Annotated in this window: 8 protein-coding genes and 2 pseudogenes; 3 read left to right on the top strand and 7 right to left on the bottom strand. The window is 57.3% G+C overall.

Annotated features, from left to right (window positions below; genetic code table 11):
• Positions 1 to 60: 60 nt before the first annotated feature.
• Both ACYSTU_RS14115 and ACYSTU_RS14110 read right to left on the bottom strand, forming a co-directional pair.
• Positions 61 to 1161, bottom strand: a complete 1101-nt coding sequence (locus tag ACYSTU_RS14115) for a polyamine ABC transporter substrate-binding protein (protein WP_016775035.1) — start codon at positions 1159 to 1161, stop codon at positions 61 to 63.
• A gap of 249 nt (positions 1162 to 1410) precedes the next feature.
• On the bottom strand, positions 1411 to 2817 hold the full coding sequence (locus tag ACYSTU_RS14110; RefSeq protein WP_016775036.1) for a purine-cytosine permease family protein: 1407 nt from the start codon (positions 2815 to 2817) through the stop codon (positions 1411 to 1413).
• Between the two features lie 323 nt (positions 2818 to 3140).
• On the opposite strand from ACYSTU_RS14110, the gene ACYSTU_RS14105 reads away from it, so the two are divergent.
• A complete protein-coding gene (locus ACYSTU_RS14105; RefSeq protein WP_016775037.1) occupies positions 3141 to 3626 on the top strand; it encodes a flavin reductase family protein in 486 nt (161 codons plus the stop codon).
• A gap of 140 nt (positions 3627 to 3766) precedes the next feature.
• Here ACYSTU_RS14105 and ACYSTU_RS14100 read toward each other — a convergent pair.
• Together ACYSTU_RS14100 and ACYSTU_RS14095 are read right to left on the bottom strand one after the other, a co-directional pair.
• Positions 3767 to 4366 (bottom strand): annotated as a pseudogene (locus tag ACYSTU_RS14100) (methyl-accepting chemotaxis protein); the annotation flags it as partial.
• Positions 4367 to 4672: 306 nt separating this feature from the next.
• Positions 4673 to 5557: pseudogene (locus ACYSTU_RS14095) on the bottom strand (cache domain-containing protein); the annotation flags it as partial.
• Positions 5558 to 5916: 359 nt separating this feature from the next.
• On the opposite strand from ACYSTU_RS14095, the gene ACYSTU_RS14090 reads away from it, so the two are divergent.
• Complete coding sequence (locus tag ACYSTU_RS14090; protein WP_498999417.1) at positions 5917 to 6960, top strand: LLM class flavin-dependent oxidoreductase; 1044 nt, start codon at positions 5917 to 5919, stop codon at positions 6958 to 6960.
• A gap of 54 nt (positions 6961 to 7014) precedes the next feature.
• Here the strand turns inward: ACYSTU_RS14090 and ACYSTU_RS14085 are convergent, their stop codons facing one another.
• Complete coding sequence (locus ACYSTU_RS14085) at positions 7015 to 7566, bottom strand: hypothetical protein (RefSeq protein ID WP_498999414.1); 552 nt, start codon at positions 7564 to 7566, stop codon at positions 7015 to 7017.
• An 84-nt stretch (positions 7567 to 7650) separates the two neighbouring features.
• Here ACYSTU_RS14085 and ACYSTU_RS14080 point away from each other — a divergent pair, with 84 nt between their 5' ends.
• Entirely contained in the window at positions 7651 to 8259 is a 609-nt protein-coding gene (locus ACYSTU_RS14080; protein WP_498999412.1) for a DUF4291 domain-containing protein, read from the top strand.
• Between the two features lie 8 nt (positions 8260 to 8267).
• Here ACYSTU_RS14080 and ACYSTU_RS14075 read toward each other — a convergent pair whose 3' ends face one another.
• Both ACYSTU_RS14075 and ACYSTU_RS14070 read right to left on the bottom strand, forming a co-directional pair.
• On the bottom strand, positions 8268 to 8762 hold the full coding sequence (locus ACYSTU_RS14075) for a hypothetical protein (protein WP_133336492.1): 495 nt from the start codon (positions 8760 to 8762) through the stop codon (positions 8268 to 8270).
• Complete coding sequence (locus ACYSTU_RS14070; RefSeq protein WP_498999409.1) at positions 8759 to 21598, bottom strand: two-partner secretion domain-containing protein; 12840 nt, start codon at positions 21596 to 21598, stop codon at positions 8759 to 8761. The genes ACYSTU_RS14075 and ACYSTU_RS14070 overlap by 4 nt, the downstream gene beginning before the upstream one ends.
• Positions 21599 to 21606 lie beyond the last annotated feature (8 nt).

Below are 21606 nucleotides of genomic sequence, written 5' to 3'. Positions count from 1 at the left end.
AGTTGAATGACACACCGCTTTCGCGAGCAGGCTCGCTCCCACATTTGAAGTGCGGTGCTCTTATTTATCGGACTTGATACTGGTCCACACCCGCGTGCGCACCCGCTCCATTTTCTGCGGCAACGGTTGCACCACGTACAGGGTTTTCAGCGCCTCGCTGGTCGGGGTCAGGTTGGGGTTGTCGGTGATGTCCTTGTTGACCAGCGGCATCGAGTCCTTGTTGGCATTCGGGTAACCGAGGAAATCGCTGATCGGTGCGATCACTTTCGGGTCGAGCAAGTGGTTGAGGAATTCGTGGGCCTCGGCGACGTTCTTAGCGCTCTTCGGAATAGCGAAGGTGTCGAACCAGATCGGCGCGCCCTCCTTCGGCAGACGCCAGTCGACCACCACGCCGTTGCCCGCCTCTTTGGCGCGATTGCCGAACTGGTAGAAGCTGCCGGAATAACCGATCGCCACACAGATGTCGCCGTTGGCGATGTCGGTCATGTACTTGGCCGAGTTGAAGTACGTCACGTACGGCCGAATCTTCATCATCAAGGCCTTGGCCTTTTCATAATCCGCCGGATTCTGGCTGTTCGGATCGAGTCCGAGATAATGCAGGGCCAGCGGCAGAATTTCCGACGGCGAATCGAGCATCGCCACGCCGCAGGCCTTGAGCTTTTCCATGTTCTCGGGCTTGAACACCAGATCCCAACTGTCCACCGGCGCGTTGTCGCCCAGGGCGGCCTTGACCTTGGCCGGGTTGAAGCCGATCAGCACGGTGCCATACATGTACGGCACGCCGTACTGGTTGCCGGGGTCGTTGGCGTCGAGCAACTTGAGCAACGCCGGATCCTGGTGCTGCCAGTTCGGCAATTTCGACTTGTCGAGTTTCTGGAACACGCCGGCCTTGATCTGGGTTTCGATGAACTGGTTGGACGGCACCACCAGGTCGTAACCGGAGTTGCCGGTGAGCAGTTTGGCTTCCAGGGATTCGTTGGTGTCAAAGGTGTCCCAGGTCACTTTGATCTTGCTTTGCTCGGCGAAGTCCTTGGGCACTGACGGCAGAATGTAATCCGCCCAGTTGTACACCCGCAGTTCGCGCTGCTCGGCCTGGACGGCGCTGGCCAGCAGCGTCAGGCCACACACGGTGGCGCCCAGAATGCGTTTGATCGTGACCATGGTTGTTTCCCCGAATGCGACGTGAGATCGATGGTTTTTATGTTCTGTACACGGCAGTGGCAGTAACGATAGCCAAGGGCAAAAAAAGTCGAGCCTGTTGTTATGGTTTCGATTCTTGCTGACAGCGTAGCGCGATGACAGTAGGCGGCAGGCCAAAAGGGGATCGATATGGCCATTTTCCGTGACCGCTGAAATACGCAAACAAAAATGCCCGGCACTGGGCCGGGCATTGCTGTGTTGCAGTTTGGATCAGTCGGTATAGCCGAGTCTGGCCGCCCTGCTCTGCTGCGCCTGACCGCGAGTTGCCAGGCAGTAATACAACGGCACGGTGACCACCAGGCCAACCAGCCACGACAGGTCAGCACCTTCCACCAGATTGGCGTATGGCCCGACGTACAGCGAGGTGTTGGCAAACGGCAGTTGCACGATGATGCCGATGAAGTAGGCAATGATCGCGTGCAGGTTGAAGCGCCCGTAGATCCCGCCGTCGGCGCGGAAGATCGAGGCGATGTCGTAGTTGCCGCGCTTGATCAGGTAGAAGTCGATCAGGTTGATCGACGCCCATGGCACCAGCACCAGCAACAGCGCGAGAATCAGTCCAATGAACTCGGAAATGAAATCCGCCGAAGCACCGAGGGCGACTACGCAGCATCCGGCCAGAATCACGCTCGACAGCACCACGCGCACCTTGATGCTCGGCGTCCACTGGCTGGCGAAGGTCTGAATCGAGGTGATGATCGACAACACCGCGCCATACAGATTGAGCGCGTTGTGGCTGATGATGTTGAGCAGAAACAGCACCATCAGAATCGGCCCCAGCCAGCCGGTGGACTGCTTGACCGCCGCCATCGCTTCAGTGCCTTCCGGCGTCGCCAGCACTGCCACCGCGCCAAAACTGAACGACAGAATCGTGCCCAGCGTTGCGCCCAGATACGTCGCCCAGAAGGGTTTGGCGATGCCGATGTCTGCTGGCAGATAACGCGAATAGTCGGAGACGTATGGCGAGAAGCTGATCTGCCAGATGATCCCCAGCGACACCGTCGCCAGCCAGCCGGAGAGGTTGAAACTGCCGCGCGTCAGGAAGTCTGCCGGCAAGTCATGGGCGAAGATGTAGATGAAGCCTGCGAGCAATGCACCGCCCATCACCCAGGTGCCGATGCGGTTGAGGGTGTGGATGAAGTTGTAGCCGATCACACCGATCGCCGTAGCAGCCAGCGCGCCGATCAGAATGCTCAGCGGCGCTGGCACAGACGGCGCAATGCCGACGATGGATTTGCCGGCCAGCACGATGTTGGAAATGAAGAAACCGATGTAGATGAGCGCTGCGAAAAACACGATCAGCAGCGCGCCGTAGCGGCCGAACTGACCGCGACTCTGGACCATTTGCGGAATGCCCATGCGCGGGCCTTGGGCCGAGGCCAGCGCAATCACCACGCCGCCGATCATGTGCCCCAGCGCAATCGCCAGTAGCCCCCAGAACAGATTGAGGTGGAACACCTGAACCACCATGGCGCCGGTGACGATGGGCAGTGGCGCGATGTTGGTGCTGAACCAAAGAGTGAACAGATCGCGGGCCTTCCCGTGGCGTTCCGCGAGTGGGACGTAATCGACCGTATGATTCTCGATCAACGGATCTTGCCGGGACATCTGGGACATATGCATGAACTCGAGTTTGTCTGTTTTTATCTTTGTATGAAGCCAAACCGGGAGGACTCTTGGGTCGCCCCTCAGATGCAGACCATATTATGGTATTCCAAACTTTGCACAAGCCTGATCCGCTGATTCTGTCGCTGTCTGATCCGCTATCCTCGCTGATCCCGCCCCTGCCCGGCTAGCTGAACGCCCCGTAAACATTGAGTTTCCGACGAAAGTGGCGCGTTTATCGGTTCACCAGAAAAGCTCTTGCAAGATATGTATTACGGTATACCATCAGACCTACAAACCATAAAAACCGCGTCACACCACCCGAGGACCACCCAATGATCGATGCTGCCATTTACAAACAAGTCATGGGCTCGTTCCCGTCCGGCGTCACCGTTATCACCACGCTGGACGACGACGGTCAGATCGTCGGCCTGACCGCCAGCGCGTTCAGCTCACTTTCGATGGACCCGGCGCTGGTGCTGTTCTGCCCCAACTACAGCTCCGACTCCTATCCCGTGCTGATCAAGAACAAACGCTTTGCGATTCACCTGTTGTCCAGCGTGCAGCAAAGCGAAGCCTATGCCTTCGCCCGCAAAGGCAAGGACAAGGCGCAGGGCATCGAGTGGACGTTGAGCGAACTGGGCAACCCGATCCTCGCCAATGCCACGGCGGTGATTGAGTGCGAGTTGTGGCGTGAATACGAAGGTGGCGACCACGCGATCATGGTCGGCGCGGTGAAGAACCTGATCGTCCCCGAGCAGGTCGCCGGGCCGCTGGTGTATTGCCACGGCAAGATGGGTGCGTTACCGGTTGTGGCGTGATTTCACCAGATCTCGGATATTCCATGTGGGAGCGAGCCTGCTCGCGAATGCGATGGGTCAGTTGTTACATTTTTGACTGACCCGACGCCTTCGCGAGCAGGCTCGCTCCCGCAGGTTTTGGTGTTGCCTGGGCGACCGTGTCAGGTCCTAAACCGGCTCACCAACTGATTCAACGTCTGCGACAATGCCGTCAGGTTCTGCGCATCCTGCCGAGTCGAATCCGCCAGGCTCGCCACCAACTGCGCATCGCCATGAATCTGGCTGATGTGCCGATTGATGTCCTCTGCCACTTGATGCTGTTCCTCCGCCGCTGTGGCGATCTGCGTGTTCATGTCGCGGATCACGTCGACCGATTCACGGATCAATTCAAAACTCGCCCGCGCCTCGTTGATCGACACCACGGTTTCCTGTGACACCTCAAGGCTGGCGTGCATCTGCTTGCCCATCTGGTGGGTGCGCCGCGCCAGATTGCCGAGCAATGCGTCAATCTCACCGGTGGAGTCGGAAGTGCGTTTGGCCAGCGCCCGGACTTCATCGGCGACCACGGCAAAGCCCCTGCCCTGTTCACCGGCGCGCGCGGCCTCGATGGCGGCGTTGAGCGCGAGCAGATTGGTCTGCTCGGCAATCGAGCGGATGGTGCCGAGGATCGACTGGATGTCGTTGCTGTCCTGCTCCAGTTGCTGCATCGACTCGGCGCTATGGCCGATCTCCTGACTCAAGCGCCCGACGTTACTCACCGCCGCGTCGATCTGCTGCTGCCCGGTGTGAGCCTGACGCTGACCGTTGTCTGCCGAGTCGGCCGCCTGACTGCACGAGCGCGCAACCTCGTTGGAAGTGGCGACCATTTCGTGAAACGCCGTAGACACCATGTCCACCGCCTCACGCTGACGCGAAGCGACGTCGGCCATTTCCGCCGAGACTTCAGTGGCGCTGCCAGAGCTACTGTGAATCTGCCCTGCCGCCTGGCCGATACGCTGAATCAACGTGCGAATAGCTTCAAGAAACTGATTGAACCAGCCGGCCAGTTGCGCGGTTTCGTCTTGCCCACGGACTTCCAGTCGCGCAGTCAGATCGCCCTCGCCTTGAGCAATACCTTCGAGACCACTGGCGACACCACGAATCGGCTTGACCATCAGTCCGGCAAACCACGCGCCAGCCATCGCAAACAGCAGCGCACAAACCACAGCGATAGCGCCGATCAGCCAGGTCAAACGAGTCGCCCCGGCCATAACTTCGCTCGCCTTGACCAAGCCGACAAACCGCCAGCCCAACGCCTGCGACGGCCAGACCAACGCCATGTAATCCTCGCCGGCCAATTGCACCTCGACCAGCCCTTTGCCTGCCTCGGCCAGTTGCTGATAACCGTCACCGAGATCGCTGAGTTTCTTGAAGTTGTGCGCCGGATCGCTCGGGTCCACCAGCACGGTGTTGTTGGCTTCCATCAGCATCAGATAACCGCTCTCGCCGAGGCGAATCTGCTTGACCAGGTCGGTCAACTGCTTGAGCGACACATCGATATTGACCACGCCAGCATTGCTGCCCAACTGGTTGTTGAAGCTGCGCACAGTGCTCACCAGCACCACGGCATCCGCCGCCCAGTAATAGGCCTCGGTGCGCAGGGTTTTGCCGGGATTGGCCATCGCGGTTTTGTACCAGGGCCGGGTGCGCGGATCGTAGTTCGCCAACTTCGCATCGCCCGGCCAGAACAGATAACCGCCCTGCTCGGTGCCGACGGACAGATAGGTATAGGCCGGGTGCGCCTTGGCCAGACCGTCGAACAGCTTGAACAGCTGTTGATCCTGCGGCCCCATCGGCACTTTCGCGGCGTCGCTGCTCAGGTAGCGTTTGAGGCTGGTGTCGATGCTCTGCAGTTGCGGATGCTCGGCTAGATAGGCAACGTTCTGGCTGATGCCCTCGAAAAACAGCTGCATCGCGTTCTCCACCTGACGCACTTCGCGCCCGGTGCTGTCGGTAAAGGTGTCGCGCGCGCCCTCGCGGACATTGAGGATGATCAGCGCCGCCACCAGTAACACCGGCAGGCTGGCGATTACCGCAAACGCCAGAGTCAGTTTTTGTTTTATGTTCATTGCTTGCGCCTTCCTTGTTCGAAGTGTCGGTCAGAAATATTTTGCGGATATTCCGTATTATGGTATACCAATATTCAATCAACCGAACAGCCGTCCTCGAAGGCGTGCTTGAATGGTGAGAAGACTCGCGAGCGCAACGCGTTCACGTCAGTTCGACAGGCCCGCACACGACCGGCCAATTACAAAAGACTCGAGGTAGCGTCATGAAATTTTCCCTGTTCGTACACATGGAACGCTGGGACGAAAGCGTCAGCCACCGCCAACTGTTCGAAGACCTGACCGAACTGACCCTGATGGCCGAGGCCGGCGGTTTCAGCACCGTGTGGATCGGCGAACACCACGCCATGGAATACACCATCTCCCCAAGCCCGATGCCGCTGCTGGCCTACCTCGCAGCGAAAACCACGACCATCCACCTCGGCGCCGGCACCATCATCGCGCCGTTCTGGCACCCGCTGCGCGTCGCCGGCGAATGCGCCCTGCTCGACGTGATCAGCAACGGCCGCATGGAAGTCGGTCTCGCGCGCGGCGCCTATCAAGTTGAATTCGACCGCATGGCCGGCGGCATGCCCGCCTCCAGCGGCGGTCAGGCCCTGCGCGAAATGGTCCCGGTGGTCCGCGCCCTGTGGCAAGGTGACTACGCCCACGAAGGCGACATCTGGAAATTCCCCACCTCCACCAGCGTGCCGAAGCCGATCCAGAAGCCCAACCCACCCATGTGGATCGCCGCCCGCGACCCCGACTCGCACAACTTCGCCGTGGCCAACGGCTGCAACGTCATGGTCACGCCATTGATGAAAGGCGACGAAGAAGTCCTTGACCTGAAGAACAAATTCCAGACCGCACTGGACAACAACCCAGACGTACCGCGCCCACAATTGATGGTGCTGCGCCACACCCACGTGCACACCGCTGATAACTCGGACGGCTGGAAGGTCGGCGCGAAAGCCATCTCACGTTTCTATCGCACCTTCGATGCGTGGTTTGGCAACAAGCAAACACCAGTCAATGGCTTCCTCGCGCCGAGCCCGGAAGAGAAGTTTGCCGGACGTCCGGAGTTTGAGCTGGAGAGCCTGCACAAGACCGCGATGATCGGCACGCCGGAAGAGATCATTCCGCGGATCAAGTACTACCAGGAACTGGGGGTGGATGAGTTCAGCTTCTGGTGTGACAACAGCCTGCCGCATGAGGAGAAGAAGAAATCGCTGGAGTTGTTTATCAAGCATGTGGTGCCGGCGTTTCGCTGATTACTCGGCGGACGGTCTCTGACCCACTAAAAGGCCCCGGACTTGTCCGGGGCTTTAGTTTTTAGAGATCACAGGAGTGCGGTGGCCCGGTTGGGTGACATCGTAAACACGCTGCTCGCAACCCCGCCCAACAAACTGAAACTCGACCAGGTAGACCTTGCTTCGCTCCGGCGTAAAGGTACTGCTCAGCGGCCCGCAGCTATAAGTGTTGCCGGTACCCATGCCGTTGGAACGCCCCGACACCTCGAAGGGTTCGTCGGCATTGGCTTGCGTTTCCAACTGAGGGAAGTGTTTGAACGTGGCGCTATTGGCCGCTTCGCTAACTTTGGCGATCCAGCCGAACACCTTGCCCCGCCCGGAATCCACCACATTACCCAGCATTTCCATTCGCCGATCGGGATCTGCAGCACGGCGGACCGAGAACTCGACAGGGTACGTGTAACCTGTCGCTTTCATGATGACTTTGGCGTGTTGTTCATCCGTGGTGACTTTTTTTTGCTGAAGTTGGATGCCATCCTTTAAAAGACTGGGGGAAGAGTCCCTGACGTTGGAATGGCAGCCGGTTAATGTGAGAATAATAGACAGCAGCAGTCGAGACAGTTTCATGTATGAAGGCCCTCCGAGGGATGTCTAGGTAATAAAAGCCAAACGCTAGGACATCGAACATTTACGCGTCATTTAGCTTAGGGTATGAAAATGCTGAATCAGCTAGCGAATTCAAATATCACACCAATCCGCCAAATTCGCGGCTTATACAATGCGAACACCATCCGTGTTTACCAAGCTTATTCTGATGTCATTGCCGATGCCGCGCTACATCACGGCACCTTTGTTTCCCCGCCTTTCAAAATGGAGCGGATGACATGGATAAAGCCATCCTTCCTGTGGATGATGTATCGGTCGGGATGGGGCTTGAAGGACACAAGACAGTCTCGAATTTTGGCCATCGATATTTCACGAGATGGGTTTGAGTGGGCACTGGCCCATAGCTGTCTCAGCCATCCGGAAGATTCCATGAGTGAGGAAGAATGGCTAAAACTGAAAAAAAATACACCCGTCCGAATTCAGTGGGACCCAGATCGAGACATACATCTCAAAGCGCAGATAAGCCGCGCCATTCAGATAGGCCTGAGCGGAAAAGCCGTCGAGCTTTATGTCAACGAATGGATCCAGAACATAAGCGATGTCACTCCACTTGCTCATGACATTCACGAGTTGCTGCTAAAGGGAGAGATTGAAAAAGCCAAAGAGCTTACCCCAATCGAAAAACCCTATAATGCAGCAACGAGTGACTTCTAACCTACACCTTACTTTTTCATGGAATTTAGCAATCGCGCTGCAAGTTCGGACATTTCAGGAACGTCGACCTCGATCAACAACTGTAGTTTTTCCCGTGCATTGTCCGTACCTATTTCATATAGCGCGTAAATGCATTTAACTCCAAGCGCGTAATCGGAAGCAATGTACTGGTAGTGAGTCAGTGCTGCTTTAAATAAATAATCAACCGCGCCAGGGTATTTAAACACCTTCAATTCCCTAGCAATATTTTCATGACTGGTGTGCCAATCCTGAATTAACAGGCGACATAAAATATCAGCACAATCCTGTGTAAATCCAAAAACAGAACCGAATATCAGCAGGCATTCAACATTATCAGAATCTTTAATTTCGAGCGAAGCTTCCAACTCACGACGGAGATATCCATCAGGAATTTCGCCCCCAAAAAATATCTGAACCAATCTTTCCTTGGAAATTTTTTTTGACACCAAATCGATAATCAGATCCTGCTGCTCATGATTCATCGTTTAGCCTCCGAGAATGACTTTATATAATAGTTAAACATATCCAACGCGGCCCCCTTACCTAAGCCAATATTTACCTGCCCCCCCTCACCTTTAAAATAGGCATTAGTCATCGTCCAACCGGAAGTAGACAACGGCATGTCGGGGTAAATATTCCGAACCACTTTTGATTGGTCTCGCACCCCTATTCCAGAAAGCGCGTCAACTGCACCTGGCCAGAGATCAAATTTCACAAGCACTCCATCATAATTGAGCGAAAAATCTTTCGTCGGCGATATGAAGGTTTCTCCGGTCGCCGGTAGCTTCCCAGTCGAAATCAAGTCGTCGTAATGTTCTTGACTCATAGCTCGAAAGAAAATCTCCTCATCTACTAATTTCCCACCTATCTGAGAGGTTTTGGTTATTTTTCCAAAACCTACAGCCTCACCGGGGCCTGGGATGATGAGCGTAGCAAGGTCGACAACATTTTGTCCTGATTGCAGAGCTTTCTGATAGCTGTTGTTCTGCAAACCGAATACAAAATCTTGACCGCTTTTGGTGGTTAACCAATTGGAAACCATGGAGTCGTCTGGATCAACAAAAGGATCTAGAAAACTGTTTGCGACGCCTAAAGCATTGCCGGATAAAAGCTCATTACCCACTGACGCCATTGATCGTAAGCCGTCCCAGACACTCAAGGCGCCGCCGACAACTCCACCCGTTACAGAATCAAATGCGCCAGGTTTTTTCTCGCGATAATCCAGATTCAGGTTGTAAAAATCGACCAGGCTGTTGGTATCAAACCTGTCTGGATCCCCCAGATAGCCGATGTTGATATCTGAGTTTTTAAAGTCTGCCGAATGAGCTACGTTGTAGTTCTTTATGAGATTCAGCGTTTCATCGGCGGTATAAGCCTTGATTCCGTTCTCAAGCACTGAGGTGACGGTGTCATAACGTCCCGCCAGCGGCGCGAGAGCAGTTCCAAGATGTTCTAATGTAGCTGCGTCAAATTGGCCGTCGGCACCACCAATCGTTTTTTGCCACTGAGCATCCGTATAAAACGCAAAAGCACGCGCCATCCGTTGCTCAGCCTCAGATACAGAGATACCAAGTTGAGCAGCAAGTTTTGGCGCTTCTTTCTCAATTAACCTTGCTTCGGTAGGGTGAAATTGACGATTGTATTTTTCAATATTGGCAGCAGTGGTTGCGCCACCCATTTGGGCAATTGTACCGCCCCCTCCGATTGCCGCGCCCAAGCCCGCAGCAATCAATGTGTCGAACGCATCACGACTTTCCAGTCCGATACCGTAACTTTTCAGCACTTCATCCAATGCCGGCATGATTGCCGCCGATGCACCTGCACTAAGAGCACCATTTACCGCAGAGCCACTGGACAAGCCTTGTAAAGCGCCCGCTAAACTATGCAATAAGATGCGCGCAGTCCCCCCTTCAGCCCATGCGGCCTGGAGGTTTTTGTCCTTGCTGCGCGTTGCATCAGCTAATTGCTGATCGGCGTAATCACCGATCTTCTTGTAGGTATCTGCTGCGGTTGTATTGGCAACAAGGCCCAGTGTTGTCGCTCCCCCTACACTCCCCAGGCCGGCAGCGATCACGCCAGCAGCGATATCTGCCATAAAGCGCTTGTTACCACCCACACCCCAACTGTTGTAATCAGCAAGAGCGGCTTGACGTTCCTCCTCAGTGGTCGCTAACTTAGCTTTGTCAATCGCTGCTTGCTGCTGAGCATTTGCTACTTTGCCGATAATATTTTTCGATAGCGCAACGGTGCTTTGAATTAAATCAATCCGCTCTTGAATCGCTTTTTGATCTGGCTTATCCAGGATCTGATTTGCATTCACAGTGTCGCGATTCAAGCCAACTAGATCGTTTGCACCCGCCGCGTTACGCACGATGATGGTGCCTTCACTTACAGCGCTACGAGTGCTGCTATGGTCAGAATCATCAAGCGATAGAGGGACACTTCCGCCAACAGTTGTACCGTTCTTACCGCCATAGGACACTGAAATTCCAGCTGACTGCGCACTGATCTCACTGGTATTTTTGATATCACTTACAAATAGCCGATCAGTGCTAAGTAGGTTCTTGTCCGTCGTTGCCTCGCTCGCAATGACCGCACCTTGCAGGGTGGTGTTTTTACCAACAGAAATATCGTAACCATCCTTGCCGGCGAAAAGACCGCTCTGATCTGTTACCGCCTTGTAGTCGCTGTTCATATTGCCAGCAGCAAGGTTTCCGGAAACGGTCACAGGTGCGCCATAACAGAATGGAGGGATACAGATACTTCCGCCAATACCGGCACTACCCTGCTTACTCTGCTGAGTTTCGGTGTCCTGCCGTGAAGTAATGTTGAGATTGCCTTCAACCAGCGCTCGGATACCGTCGGCTCGAACCTGCGCGCCTGCCAGGGTTGTATCATTCCCACTATGCAGAGTTAAAGAACCGGTATCCAGAGTCGTATTGACTTGAGTAACCGAACTCCCGGTCCCCTTGCTCTGGGCGATGGATGCGCCTAGATCGAGGGTGAATCCGTTCTGTTCACCCAAGTTAAAACTCGCACCAATAGCGGTTTTATTGTTGCTATTGTTATTGGACCAGTCTGCAGTATTCTGCGCACTTTCCAACGTGATGTTGTTCTTGGCCAGCAGTACAGTATCAGCAGCCTTCAACGTGCTCCCGATGATATGAATATCACCCGATGTTCCTGGAGTACTGCCATCGGCAAGGATTAAAAGGCCTTGGCCCGCATTGATCGTGCTTTGCTTAGCAGTCTGACTGTTATATTCGCTGGTGCTTTTACTATGCGTATTAGCCAGCTCAGTGCCAATTTTGATCAGAGAACCATTACTGGCGGTACCCTGTTTTTTCCCATAATCGGAGCCTGCACCTTCGGCATCCGCGCCCATGCCTCCCAGATCATTGAGCGCCATAGCCGCCTGAGCCAGCTTCACCGCTTTGAGTCTTGGATCATCTGCGTTTTTAGCAGCTTCGACCGAATTCCGAATGGTATTGACGGTATCAACGATCATGCCACCGATGACCCGCCCGACCCCAAGGCTGTTGGATTTGTCCGTGCTGCTTTGACTTGCACTTTCCATCCCGGCCGTAATGATCACCTTAGAACCAACCAGACTCATGTTCTTGGTGCTGACCAAGTCACTTGCAATTACGCTCAGTTCACGGCCACTGGAAAGTTTGACGTTACCGGTACTGGAACCAATAGTGCTGCCAGTCAAGGTAGTCTGGGATGACTGCCCAGTGTGGTTCTGGCTGCTGATGGACAGATGCTGATTACCGGTGATGTCATCAACGCCCAAATTATTTGCGGTGAGTACACCGGTCAGGTCACGATTCTTTTCCTTATGCAATTCGTTACGGGTGAACGTATTTTCTGCAGCGTTGATAGTCAGGTCACGACCAGCCTGAACTGCAAGATCTCCTGTACTCACCAGAGCTGAACCAGTGATCGTCACGTCGCGGTTGGCAACCACATCTACGGTATTACCGGAGATCATGCTGCCCACTGCAGTAGTTTGCTGTTCGGAAACCTGATCCTTGACCTTGCTTGACTTCAAGCCACCCCAGCTACTCTTGCTGGAACTGCTTTCGTGACGGACACTTTGTGAATCACTGACTGCAACGATTTGTATGTCGTTGCTTGCAACCAGTTTTACGCCACCTTTATCAGACGCAACTTCGCTACCTTTAATGAGCATGTCATTGTTAGCGAGCAGCGTAATGTCGCCACCTGAAGTCACCGAACTGGCGATATTGGTGGTGCTCGCTACTTCGTCGAGGCGACTTTTCTTACCGGAAGAGCTTTTCTTGGTCTTGCTGTAAAAGCTGTAATCGCTATCCTCCGCCGACTGGAGCGCCAAATTGGCGCCAGCAGTCAAGTAGGCCTCACCCCCCGCGTTTACTCGACTGGCAATAAGGCTTAAATCTTTGCCAGCATTAAGTGAAACAACACCACCCGCTGCCAGCATCGTGGATACCTGGCTGACATGATCCTCCTGACTCTTCACCTTTTTGGTCTTGGTGTAGGAATGCTCTTCATCCGCCGCCGAGGCCAGGGTCAGGTCACCCACGGCGCTCATGCTGACATCGCGCTTGGCCTCGATCTGGCTCGCAACGGCAGAGATATCCCGGCCGGCGTTCACCTTCAGATCCTGACCGGCATTAATGGGCGAACCATATTGAGTAATCGTCTGTTCCGTGTGCAAACCACGTTGGCCGCCGGAGACTTGCTCCGCCGACACGAGGTTGACGTCGCGCCCGGCACTGATCGTGGTGTCCAGGCCGCTTTTCAGCACGCCACCGGTGTTGTTGAAGTCCTGTCCAGCCTTGATGGTCAGATTGTTGGCGGCCTCGATACGCGCAGCACTGTCGACAAAGTCGCTACGCTCACTGCGGTAGCCGCTATCGCTTTCGTGGGTGGTGACGGTGCGTTCGTTGATGATGTCGCCACGAGTGGCCGTCAACGACACTTCTTTACCGGCAATGACGCCGCCGGATTTATTGACCAGGTTATTGCCGGCCAGCAGATCGAGGCGATTGCCGGCCTCGATCAGGCCGCTGTTGACCAGATCGTTTGTGGCGGTGACCGATAGGTTGTTGTTGGCCTTCAAGGTGCCGACGTTGTTCAGATCCTTCCCGGCGATCAGGGTCACATCACTGCCCTGGATCAGGGCGCCGTTAGGGGCCAGGCGATTGTTTGCGTTGGCCAGATACAGCACTGGCACCAGCACTTGTTCGCCGTTCACTTCGGCGGTTTCCATCCAGACGATGTCGTGGGTCAGCGCCGCGACTTGTTCAGAGGTCAGGCTGACGCCCACCGCCAGATTGAGCTCGTTTTTGCTGGCGAGCGCGTTGTCCATCAGGTACTTGAACAGGCCGTCGTTGGACGTCTGACCATCGATGAACCGCTGGCCGGTACGAGCGACCACGGCTTGCTGGATCAAGGTCTGTTCGTAAAAGCCGTCGCCGAGACGCTTGGCGCTTTGATCGGGGTCGTAACCGAGGTTGGCCAGCAGGTAGTCCGAGCTCATGAACTGCTTGAGGTCGGTCAGCACCGGGTTGGTCTCAACCAGGTATTTTTGCGGTTTGGACTGGCCACTGCTGAGCGGCACGCCCTGCACGCGATTGGTCGTAAACGCTGTGGAACGACCCGGCAGTGTCGCGCCGACAGTGTCCGTAGCCGGGGCGCTGACGTCGATTACGCTGGCACCGGCACCCTGTTGTTGGGCCTGACGATCGACGGGGCTCAGATTGACGCTACTGGCCGAGGCCGAAGCATTATTGGTTAGCAGAATGTTGCGCGTCTGCACGTTCGGCAACACTTGATCACGCTGGCTCGGATTGACGACTGCACCGCCCATGGTCCAGCTCTGCGGGCCGGTCGCGGCCGGCGCGGTGTTTTCCTGGCCGCTGAGACGGAACAAACCGTTCTGCCCGGTTGGCAGCGCAAAGCCAGGCAACACCACCGGGTTGACCTGCTGCTGCGCCAGGTTTGGAGGCAATTGCTGATTAACCGTTACCCGCGTGGAAAACTGGCTGCCACCCGCCCCGGTGCCGGTGCGCGGGCCGCTGCCGATATAGGTGTAACCCGGGCGCACCACGCTGTTATCAATGTTGTTTTGCGCGGTGATGTTGACCGCGCCTGCGGCCTGGATCACCGCCGCGTAGCTCTGGTCGCTGCCGGCGATTTTACGAGTGCTGCCCAGTCCCGTCAGTTCCGACTCAGTCATGCCGATGAAATGGGCGATGCCACCCTGAAGCCCTCCCAGGTTACTGGCATCGTAGCCGTTGCTTTCATACCAAAACTGATTGGTGAAGGCGCTGGCGGCTCTGTACAACCCGCCCGCGTTGCTGGTGCGCTCGGAAATGAAGACGCGGGTGTCTTCGGTTTCACCGGTTTCCACGCCACTGTTAGTCAGGTTAGCAACGTTTGCAGTGAGGTTACCTGCGGTGGCGATAGTGCTGCTCTGGTTGAACAGATCGCCGCCATTGAAAGTGAGGTCGCTCCCAGCGGTGATGCTGGACGCGGCACTCGTTGCGGTGACCTCGAGTTTTTCGCGTTGCACGATCTCCCATACGTGGTTCTGCTTGCCGCTGCAGTCACCGGCGTTGACTCCTTCAATGCAGGTGATTTCACCGATGCGCGCGGTGTAAATGCCGGCGTTGTCGACCGTGAGCACGTCACGGATGTTCTGGATCGAACTCGCCGCGATGGTCATGCTGCCGTCGCTTTGCATCGACGCAGAACGGTTGACGATGGAGTTGGCCCACCCGCCCCTGCCGTCGCGATCAATCGTCAGGTTGCCGAGGCTGTAAACGTTGCCGTAGCTGTTGTTCAAATCGGCGACCCGCAGCGACATGTTCTTGCCGCTGAAGATCAGCCCGCTGGCGTTGACCAGGTTACCGGTGGTGAGGGTCAGGTCACCGGCGGCAGCGGTGGTGCCGTAATTGCGCACGCCGCTGGCATTGATGGTCAGGCCCGCGCCGGAGGTCAGTCGACCGGCGTTATCCAGTTGGCCACCGACATTGATCGTGGTCTGGCCGCCACCGGCGATGCTGGAAGTGGCGGTAGTCAAGCTGACTTGCGCAGCATTCAGACCGAAGTCGCCCTGGCTAGTGAGACGACCGGTGCCCCAATAAGCCGAGCTCAAGCCGACATTCAGGCTGCCATCACTGGCCAGCAACCCTTCGTTGTTCCAGTTGACGCCGTTGCCGATGAAGCTGTTGGAGGCCAGCAACTGCCCGCTGGCGGTCTGGGTCAGGTTGTTGACGTTGACGGTCAGGCGTCCGGCCTGAATCGAGCTGCTGTTGGTCCAGGTGTCAGTGCTGATGGTCAAACCGCCACGGGTCACCAGCGTGCCGCCAGCGTTGATCACGTTGTTGGTGGAGATGTCGAAGGTACCAGTACCGACATGCAACAGGCTGCCCCCGGCATTGAGGAAACCAGCGGCGCCGAGCGTGAGGTCGGTGTTGGCGGTTTCCAGCGTACCGTTGCGGTTGTCAAACAGGCCGCCGATCTGAAAGGCGGTTTTGCCGCTGGTGCCCAACGCACGCAACTGGCCCGTCTGGTTGTCGAGGCTCGCGGCCTTGATCGCCAAAGTGCTGTCGCTCTCGATGATGCCCAGACGGTTGTTCAGCGCACCAGTCAGATTAAGGTCGATCTGCTGGCCGGCAATCTGCCCGTCGTTGTCGCCGCTGTTGTCGAAATTGTTGCCGGTGACGTTGATTTTGCCTTTGGCGTAGAGCCCGCCATTGCGGTTATCGAAGTTGCCGGTGACGACGATGGCGTCGCCGTTTTGCGCGGAGATCCGTCCGCCGTAGTTGTCGATTGACATCAAGGCATTGAGGTTCAGGCGCTTGGCCTGGATAACGCCGCCCTGACGGTTGTTGTTCAGGTCGTAGCCATTTTTCAGCACACCGCTCAGGCGTGCAGTGAACGCAGCTTGCAGGCTGGCGAGAACACCGCCACGGCTATCGAGATGGCCGGCATCAATGGTCAGGTCGCCGTTGGTGGCGATGATCCGACCGCTCTGGTTATCGATGTCGCCAGCGGTGACAACGCTCAGCGCGCCCTGGCTTTGCACGGTGCCTTTGCCGTTGGCGAGGCTGGCGGCGTGCAGTTGCACATCATCAGTCTGGCTGTAAATCAAGCCATCGGCGCTGTTCTGGACGGCGCCCGGTGTGGTGATCGTCAGCAGGCCATTGGCGGCGACAGTGCCGCGATTACGGTTGTCGAGGCCGCCGCTGAGCAGAGTCATCAGACCCTGACTGGCCAATTGTCCGCCCTGGTTGTTGACCTGGGTCGAGCGCTGCAGCAACAGCGCGCCGCCACTGGCCAGTTTGCCGTTGGTGTTGGTCAGGGCACCGAGCAGATCAAGGGTCACCGCGGCGCTACCGACAAGACTGCCGCCGGTGTTATCCAGCGTGGTTCCGGTGAAGCTCAGGTCTTGTTTGGCGTTGACGATGCCGCCAGCGTTGCCGAGGGTGATGGCTTGCAGCGCCAGGGTCGCATCGGTGGCGATCAAACCACCCGCAGCGTTATTCAGCAGACCACCGACGGTGAGGGTTTGCGCACCACCGCTGGAGAGTAAGCCGCCGTTGCTGTTGTCCAGATTCGCGGCATTGACACTAAGGGTTTTCTGGGTGACCAGGGCCCCCTTGCCGCTGTTGAGCAAGTCCCCGCTCAAGGTCACGCTGAGGTTGCCGTCAGCGCTTGAGAGTGTGCCCACGTTACGGTTGTCGAGGCTGGCCGCGTTGACGGTCAGGCCTTGCAAACCGGAAATCAGGCCGTTCTGGTTGATCACGGCGCCGGCGTTGACGCTGAGCAGATTATTGCTGATCAGCTTGCCGCCGCTGTTATCGAAGCTGCGAGTATTCAGGTCGATGCTTCGGCTGCTGGAGATCTTGCCGTTGCGGTTGCTCAGGTCGCGCAGATGCTGAAGGCTCAGCTGGCCTTCGGTGGTGATCAGGCCGCCGTCGTTGTTCAGGTCAGCAGTCGCCGCACCAAAATCGATGGCGATTGCGCTGCCCAACAGCGAGCCGTTCTGGTTGTTCAGGCCATTGCTGTTGATGGTCAGGCCAGTGGTGGCGCTGATCAATCCCAAGCTCTGGTTAGTGAGCAAGCCGTCGAGATTCAGATCAAGGTTTGCGCGGCTGGTCAAAGTACCGCCGCTGTTGTTCAGACTGGCGGCTTTGATGTCCAGCGCGGCGGCGGCGATCAAGCCCTTGAGATTGCTTAGCGCCTGGTCGATGCGCAACGTCACCGCCTGATTGCTGAGCAACTTGCCGTTGCTGTTATCGACGCTTCGCGCCTCCACGGTGAACGCTTGAGTACTCGAGATTTCGCCGCCGTCGTTATCGACGTCCTGAAGATTTTTCAGCATCAGCAACGGTGCGCCGATCAGGCCGTTCTGGTTATTCAGTTGACCGTGATTGAGGTCCAGCTCCAGTGAGGTATTGCTGAACAACTGGCCGCCCTGCTGATCCAGACCGCTGACGTTGGCAGTCAGGGCAGCGCTGCTGGCAATCCGGCCGCCGTCCTGGTTGGTCAGTTGGGCGGTTTTCAGGTCCAGCGTGTTGCCGCTGTTCAACTTGCCGTTGTGGCTGTTATCCAGCGCACCGGTCTGCACCCGCACCGGGCCTTTGCCGCTGATGACGCCGCTTGTGCTGTTGTCGAGGCTGGCACTGTTGAGGGTCAGGCTGGCGTCGGTGACGATCTTGCCTTCCCGGTTGAGTACCACGCCGGTGGTGGTCAACGTCAGCGGCCCGCCCACGGACAGGCTGCCAAGGTTGTTGATCAGGCTAGCGGCGTTGACGACAAGCGTGCCTTCGGCGCTGATCAGGCCCTGGCTGTTGTTCAGATCACCGGTGAGGTCGAGCTGCAGATTGCGCTGGCTCAACAGCGTACCCGCGCTGCTGTCGAGGCTGTGCCCGGTCAACGTCAGGTCGGTCTTGCCCGACAACAGGCCTTTGGCCCGGTTGAGCACTTCATCGACGGTCAGGCTCAATGTGCCCTGTGCAACCAGTTTGCCGCCGTCACTGTTGTCCAGACGGCTGCCCACCAGCGTCACGTCGGCCTGGCTGGACAATTCGCCGCCACGGTTATCGACGGCGTCGACTTTCAGTTGCAACGCATCGTTCGCACCGACGAGGCCGCCGTTGCGGTTGTCAAGGCTGGCGCCGGTCAGCGTCAGGCCGGCGGTGGCGACCAGTTCACCGTGCTGGTTGTTGAGGGTGGCGACGTTGGCGATGACATCGGTTTTACCGGCGATGTGGCCCTCGCTATTGTCCACGCTGTCAGCGCTCAGATTCAGCTCGCCGTCAGCGATCAAAGTGCCGCTCTGGTTGAGCAGTTGACCGTCCACCGTCACCCCGAGGGTGCCACGGCTGGAGATCATGCCAGAGCCATTATCCAGGCGGGCACCGCTGATATCGACGGTTTGCGCGGAGATCAGGCCCTTGACGCTGGCCAGCAGTTGCTCGATGCGCAGGGTCAGGCCCTGATTGCTGATCAGCTTGCCGTTGTTGCTGTTATCAAGGTTCTGCGCAGCCAGTGTGAAGGCTTGGGCGCTGGAGATTTCACCGCCCTGATTGTTGATGTCCTTGAGGTTTTTCAGCACGAGCACGGGGGCGTTGATCAGACCGTTCTGGTTGTTCAACTGGCCGTGACTGAGGTCGAGGCTCAGCGCGGTTTTGCTGAACAACTGGCCACCCTGCTGATCGAACCCGGTGACCGTGGCGGTCAGTGCCTTCTCGCTGGCGATTCGGCTGCCGACGCCGTTGCTCACTTGCGTGGCATTAAGGTCCAGAGTGTCGCCGCTGATCAAGCTGCCGCCCGAAGTATTGTCGAAAACACCGGTGGTGACAGCGGTGGCGTTTTTGCCGCTGATCAAGCCCTTCTGGCTGCTATCAATACTTTGCGAGTTGAGGACCAGACCTTTGTCGGTTGCGATCGAGCCGGCCTGATTGTTCAGGCTGCCCGTGGTGGTCAGCGTCAGTGCACCGGCACTCGACACATGACCGCGTGTGTTGTCGAGACTGGCCGAATTGACCGTCAGTTTGCCTTCACTGCTGATCAGGCCTTCGATGTTGCTCAGGGCATTGTCGAGACGAATATCCAGACTCTGCTGGCTGACGAGGCTGCCACCGCTGTTGTCCAGTGTCAGCCCGAGCAGCGTTGTGGCGCCCTGGCTGAACAACTGTCCCTTTGCCTGGTTGATGACGCGGGTCACGGTCAGGCCCAAAGTGGTCCCGGCGAGAATCTTACCGCTGTCACTGTTGTTCAGGCTTTGCCCTTCAACCGCGACATCGACCGCGCTGGAGATTTCGCCAGCACGGTTATCCACATCGTCGACCTTCAGTTTCAGCGCTTTGGTGGTGCCAACCAGTCCGCCGTTACGGTTATCGAGGGACTTGCCGCTCAGGCTCAGATTGCCTTGCGCGACCAGTTCGCCGCCCTGTTGCTGCAGCAGGCCGATGGTTGCCAGCAAGTCGCTTTGGCTGGCAATGCGCCCGGCAGCGTTTTGGATCTCTGCGGCGGTAAGGTTGACCGCGCCGGCTGCGCTGAGCAGACCACCGCTGTTGTCCAGACGAGTGCCCACATAGGTAAGGCCTTGTTTGCCGCTGATCACACCCTTTTCGCGGTTATCCAGTTGCGCGACGTTAAGGTTCAGTTGCTGGTCAGCCTGGATCACACCGCCCCGGTTGTCGACCGCGTCGCCGCGCACGGCCAGCGTGTTTTTACCGATGACTTTGCCGTCGCTGTTGAGCAGCGTGCCGGCCTGCAGATCAAGGGCGCCTTTGGCCGAGATGTCACCTTTGTTGCGGTTGTCGAGGGTGCCACTGATGCGCGCCGTCAGGCTGCCATCGCTGACCACCGCACCGGCCTCGCGGTTATCCAGACTCGCGGCTTTGAGATTGACCAAACGCCCCGAACCAAGAACGCCATCACGGTTGTCCAGCGCCCCGCTCAGGTCGATGTTCAGGCCCAGATCACCGAGCATCTGCCCGCTACGGTTGTTGAGCATGCCGCCGCTGATGTTGATGTTTTGCGCGCTGAGCGTGCCGCTTTGATTGTTCAGAATCTGCGTTGCATTGACCGTCAGGTTGCGGCTGGCGGTGAGGTCTTTGCCGCTGTTGTTGATGGCCTGTGCGCTCAGGCTCAGATCACCGCTGTTGTTACGGCTGCCGTCTGCGTTGACGCCAGCTTCAATAGCGCCGGCGTTGGTCAGTTGCCCACCGGCGGTGAGCACCACGCTGTCGCGGGCGGCCAAGGTCTGGCGGTTGGTCAGGTTGCCTTGGGTTTGCACGTTGAGCGACGTGCCTGCATAGACCGGAGCTTGCGCGTCGAGGCTGGCAGCTTTGACGTTGACCGCGCCGGTGGCCGAGGTGTCGGCCAGGCTCAGTTGCCCGTTCGCATCGAGCTGAATATCGCCGCCGCTGGCGATCAGTTTGCCGTCGAGTTTCACCCCGACGCCGGCCTCGGTGCCGACCAGCTTGATCGCCCCGGCGTACATGCCGCCGAGTGCCGAGGAGTCGATGGCCAATTGGGGTTTGGCGCTACCGTCATCGGCGCGGGCAGTGGCGTTAAGGGTGTCGGCGTTGACGTCGTTGCGACCGGCGACGATGGTCAGGTTCTGTGCCTGGATCTGCGCATTGATTTTGGCGCTGCGGGTGATGATTTCGAAGCGGTCGATATTGGTTGCGTTGATGCCCGCGCCTTCGATAGCCACGCTGCCTTGATCGACCTGAAAGCGATCCAGCCGACCGTTTTCCAGCACTGGTTTACCGGTAGTCAACGTCACCCGTGGTGCGTTGATGAAACCGCAGCCATTGCAGGTAATGCCATACGGGTTGGCGACAATCACTCGCGCAGACTGCCCGGCCACTTCGGTGTAACCGCGCAACTGACTCGGGTTGCCGCTGATGACTTCGTTGAGAATCGCCTGCGCCGAACCGCTGTTTTTCAGGTTCGGGTTACCGATGACGTGACCGCCCAGTTGCGTGTTCGAAGTTTGAGTCGCGCCGTTGTTGAGGATGACGCCCTGTGCGCCGACGTTGTAATCGTGGAACTGGTTGTGCGACAGGCCACTGGCGTTGGGCGTGGCGATGTTGACGATCGGCACGCCGTTGCCGGCACGGTCCAGCGTGGTATTCGGGTTGGCAACGACGATGCCGTCGGCCTGCGCCCAGACCGGTTGCCAGAACATGACGTTGGCCAGCAGGAAGGCCAGTCCGCGCTTGGGCATGCCAAGGAACAACTCACGGTTTTTAACGACCGCACTCGGCTGATCTGCGAGGAAGGCAAACTGGCGAACGTCCATGTCAATGA

The organism is Pseudomonas glycinis (assembly GCF_054871425.1).
This window is presented reverse-complemented; position numbering and strand designations above follow the sequence as displayed.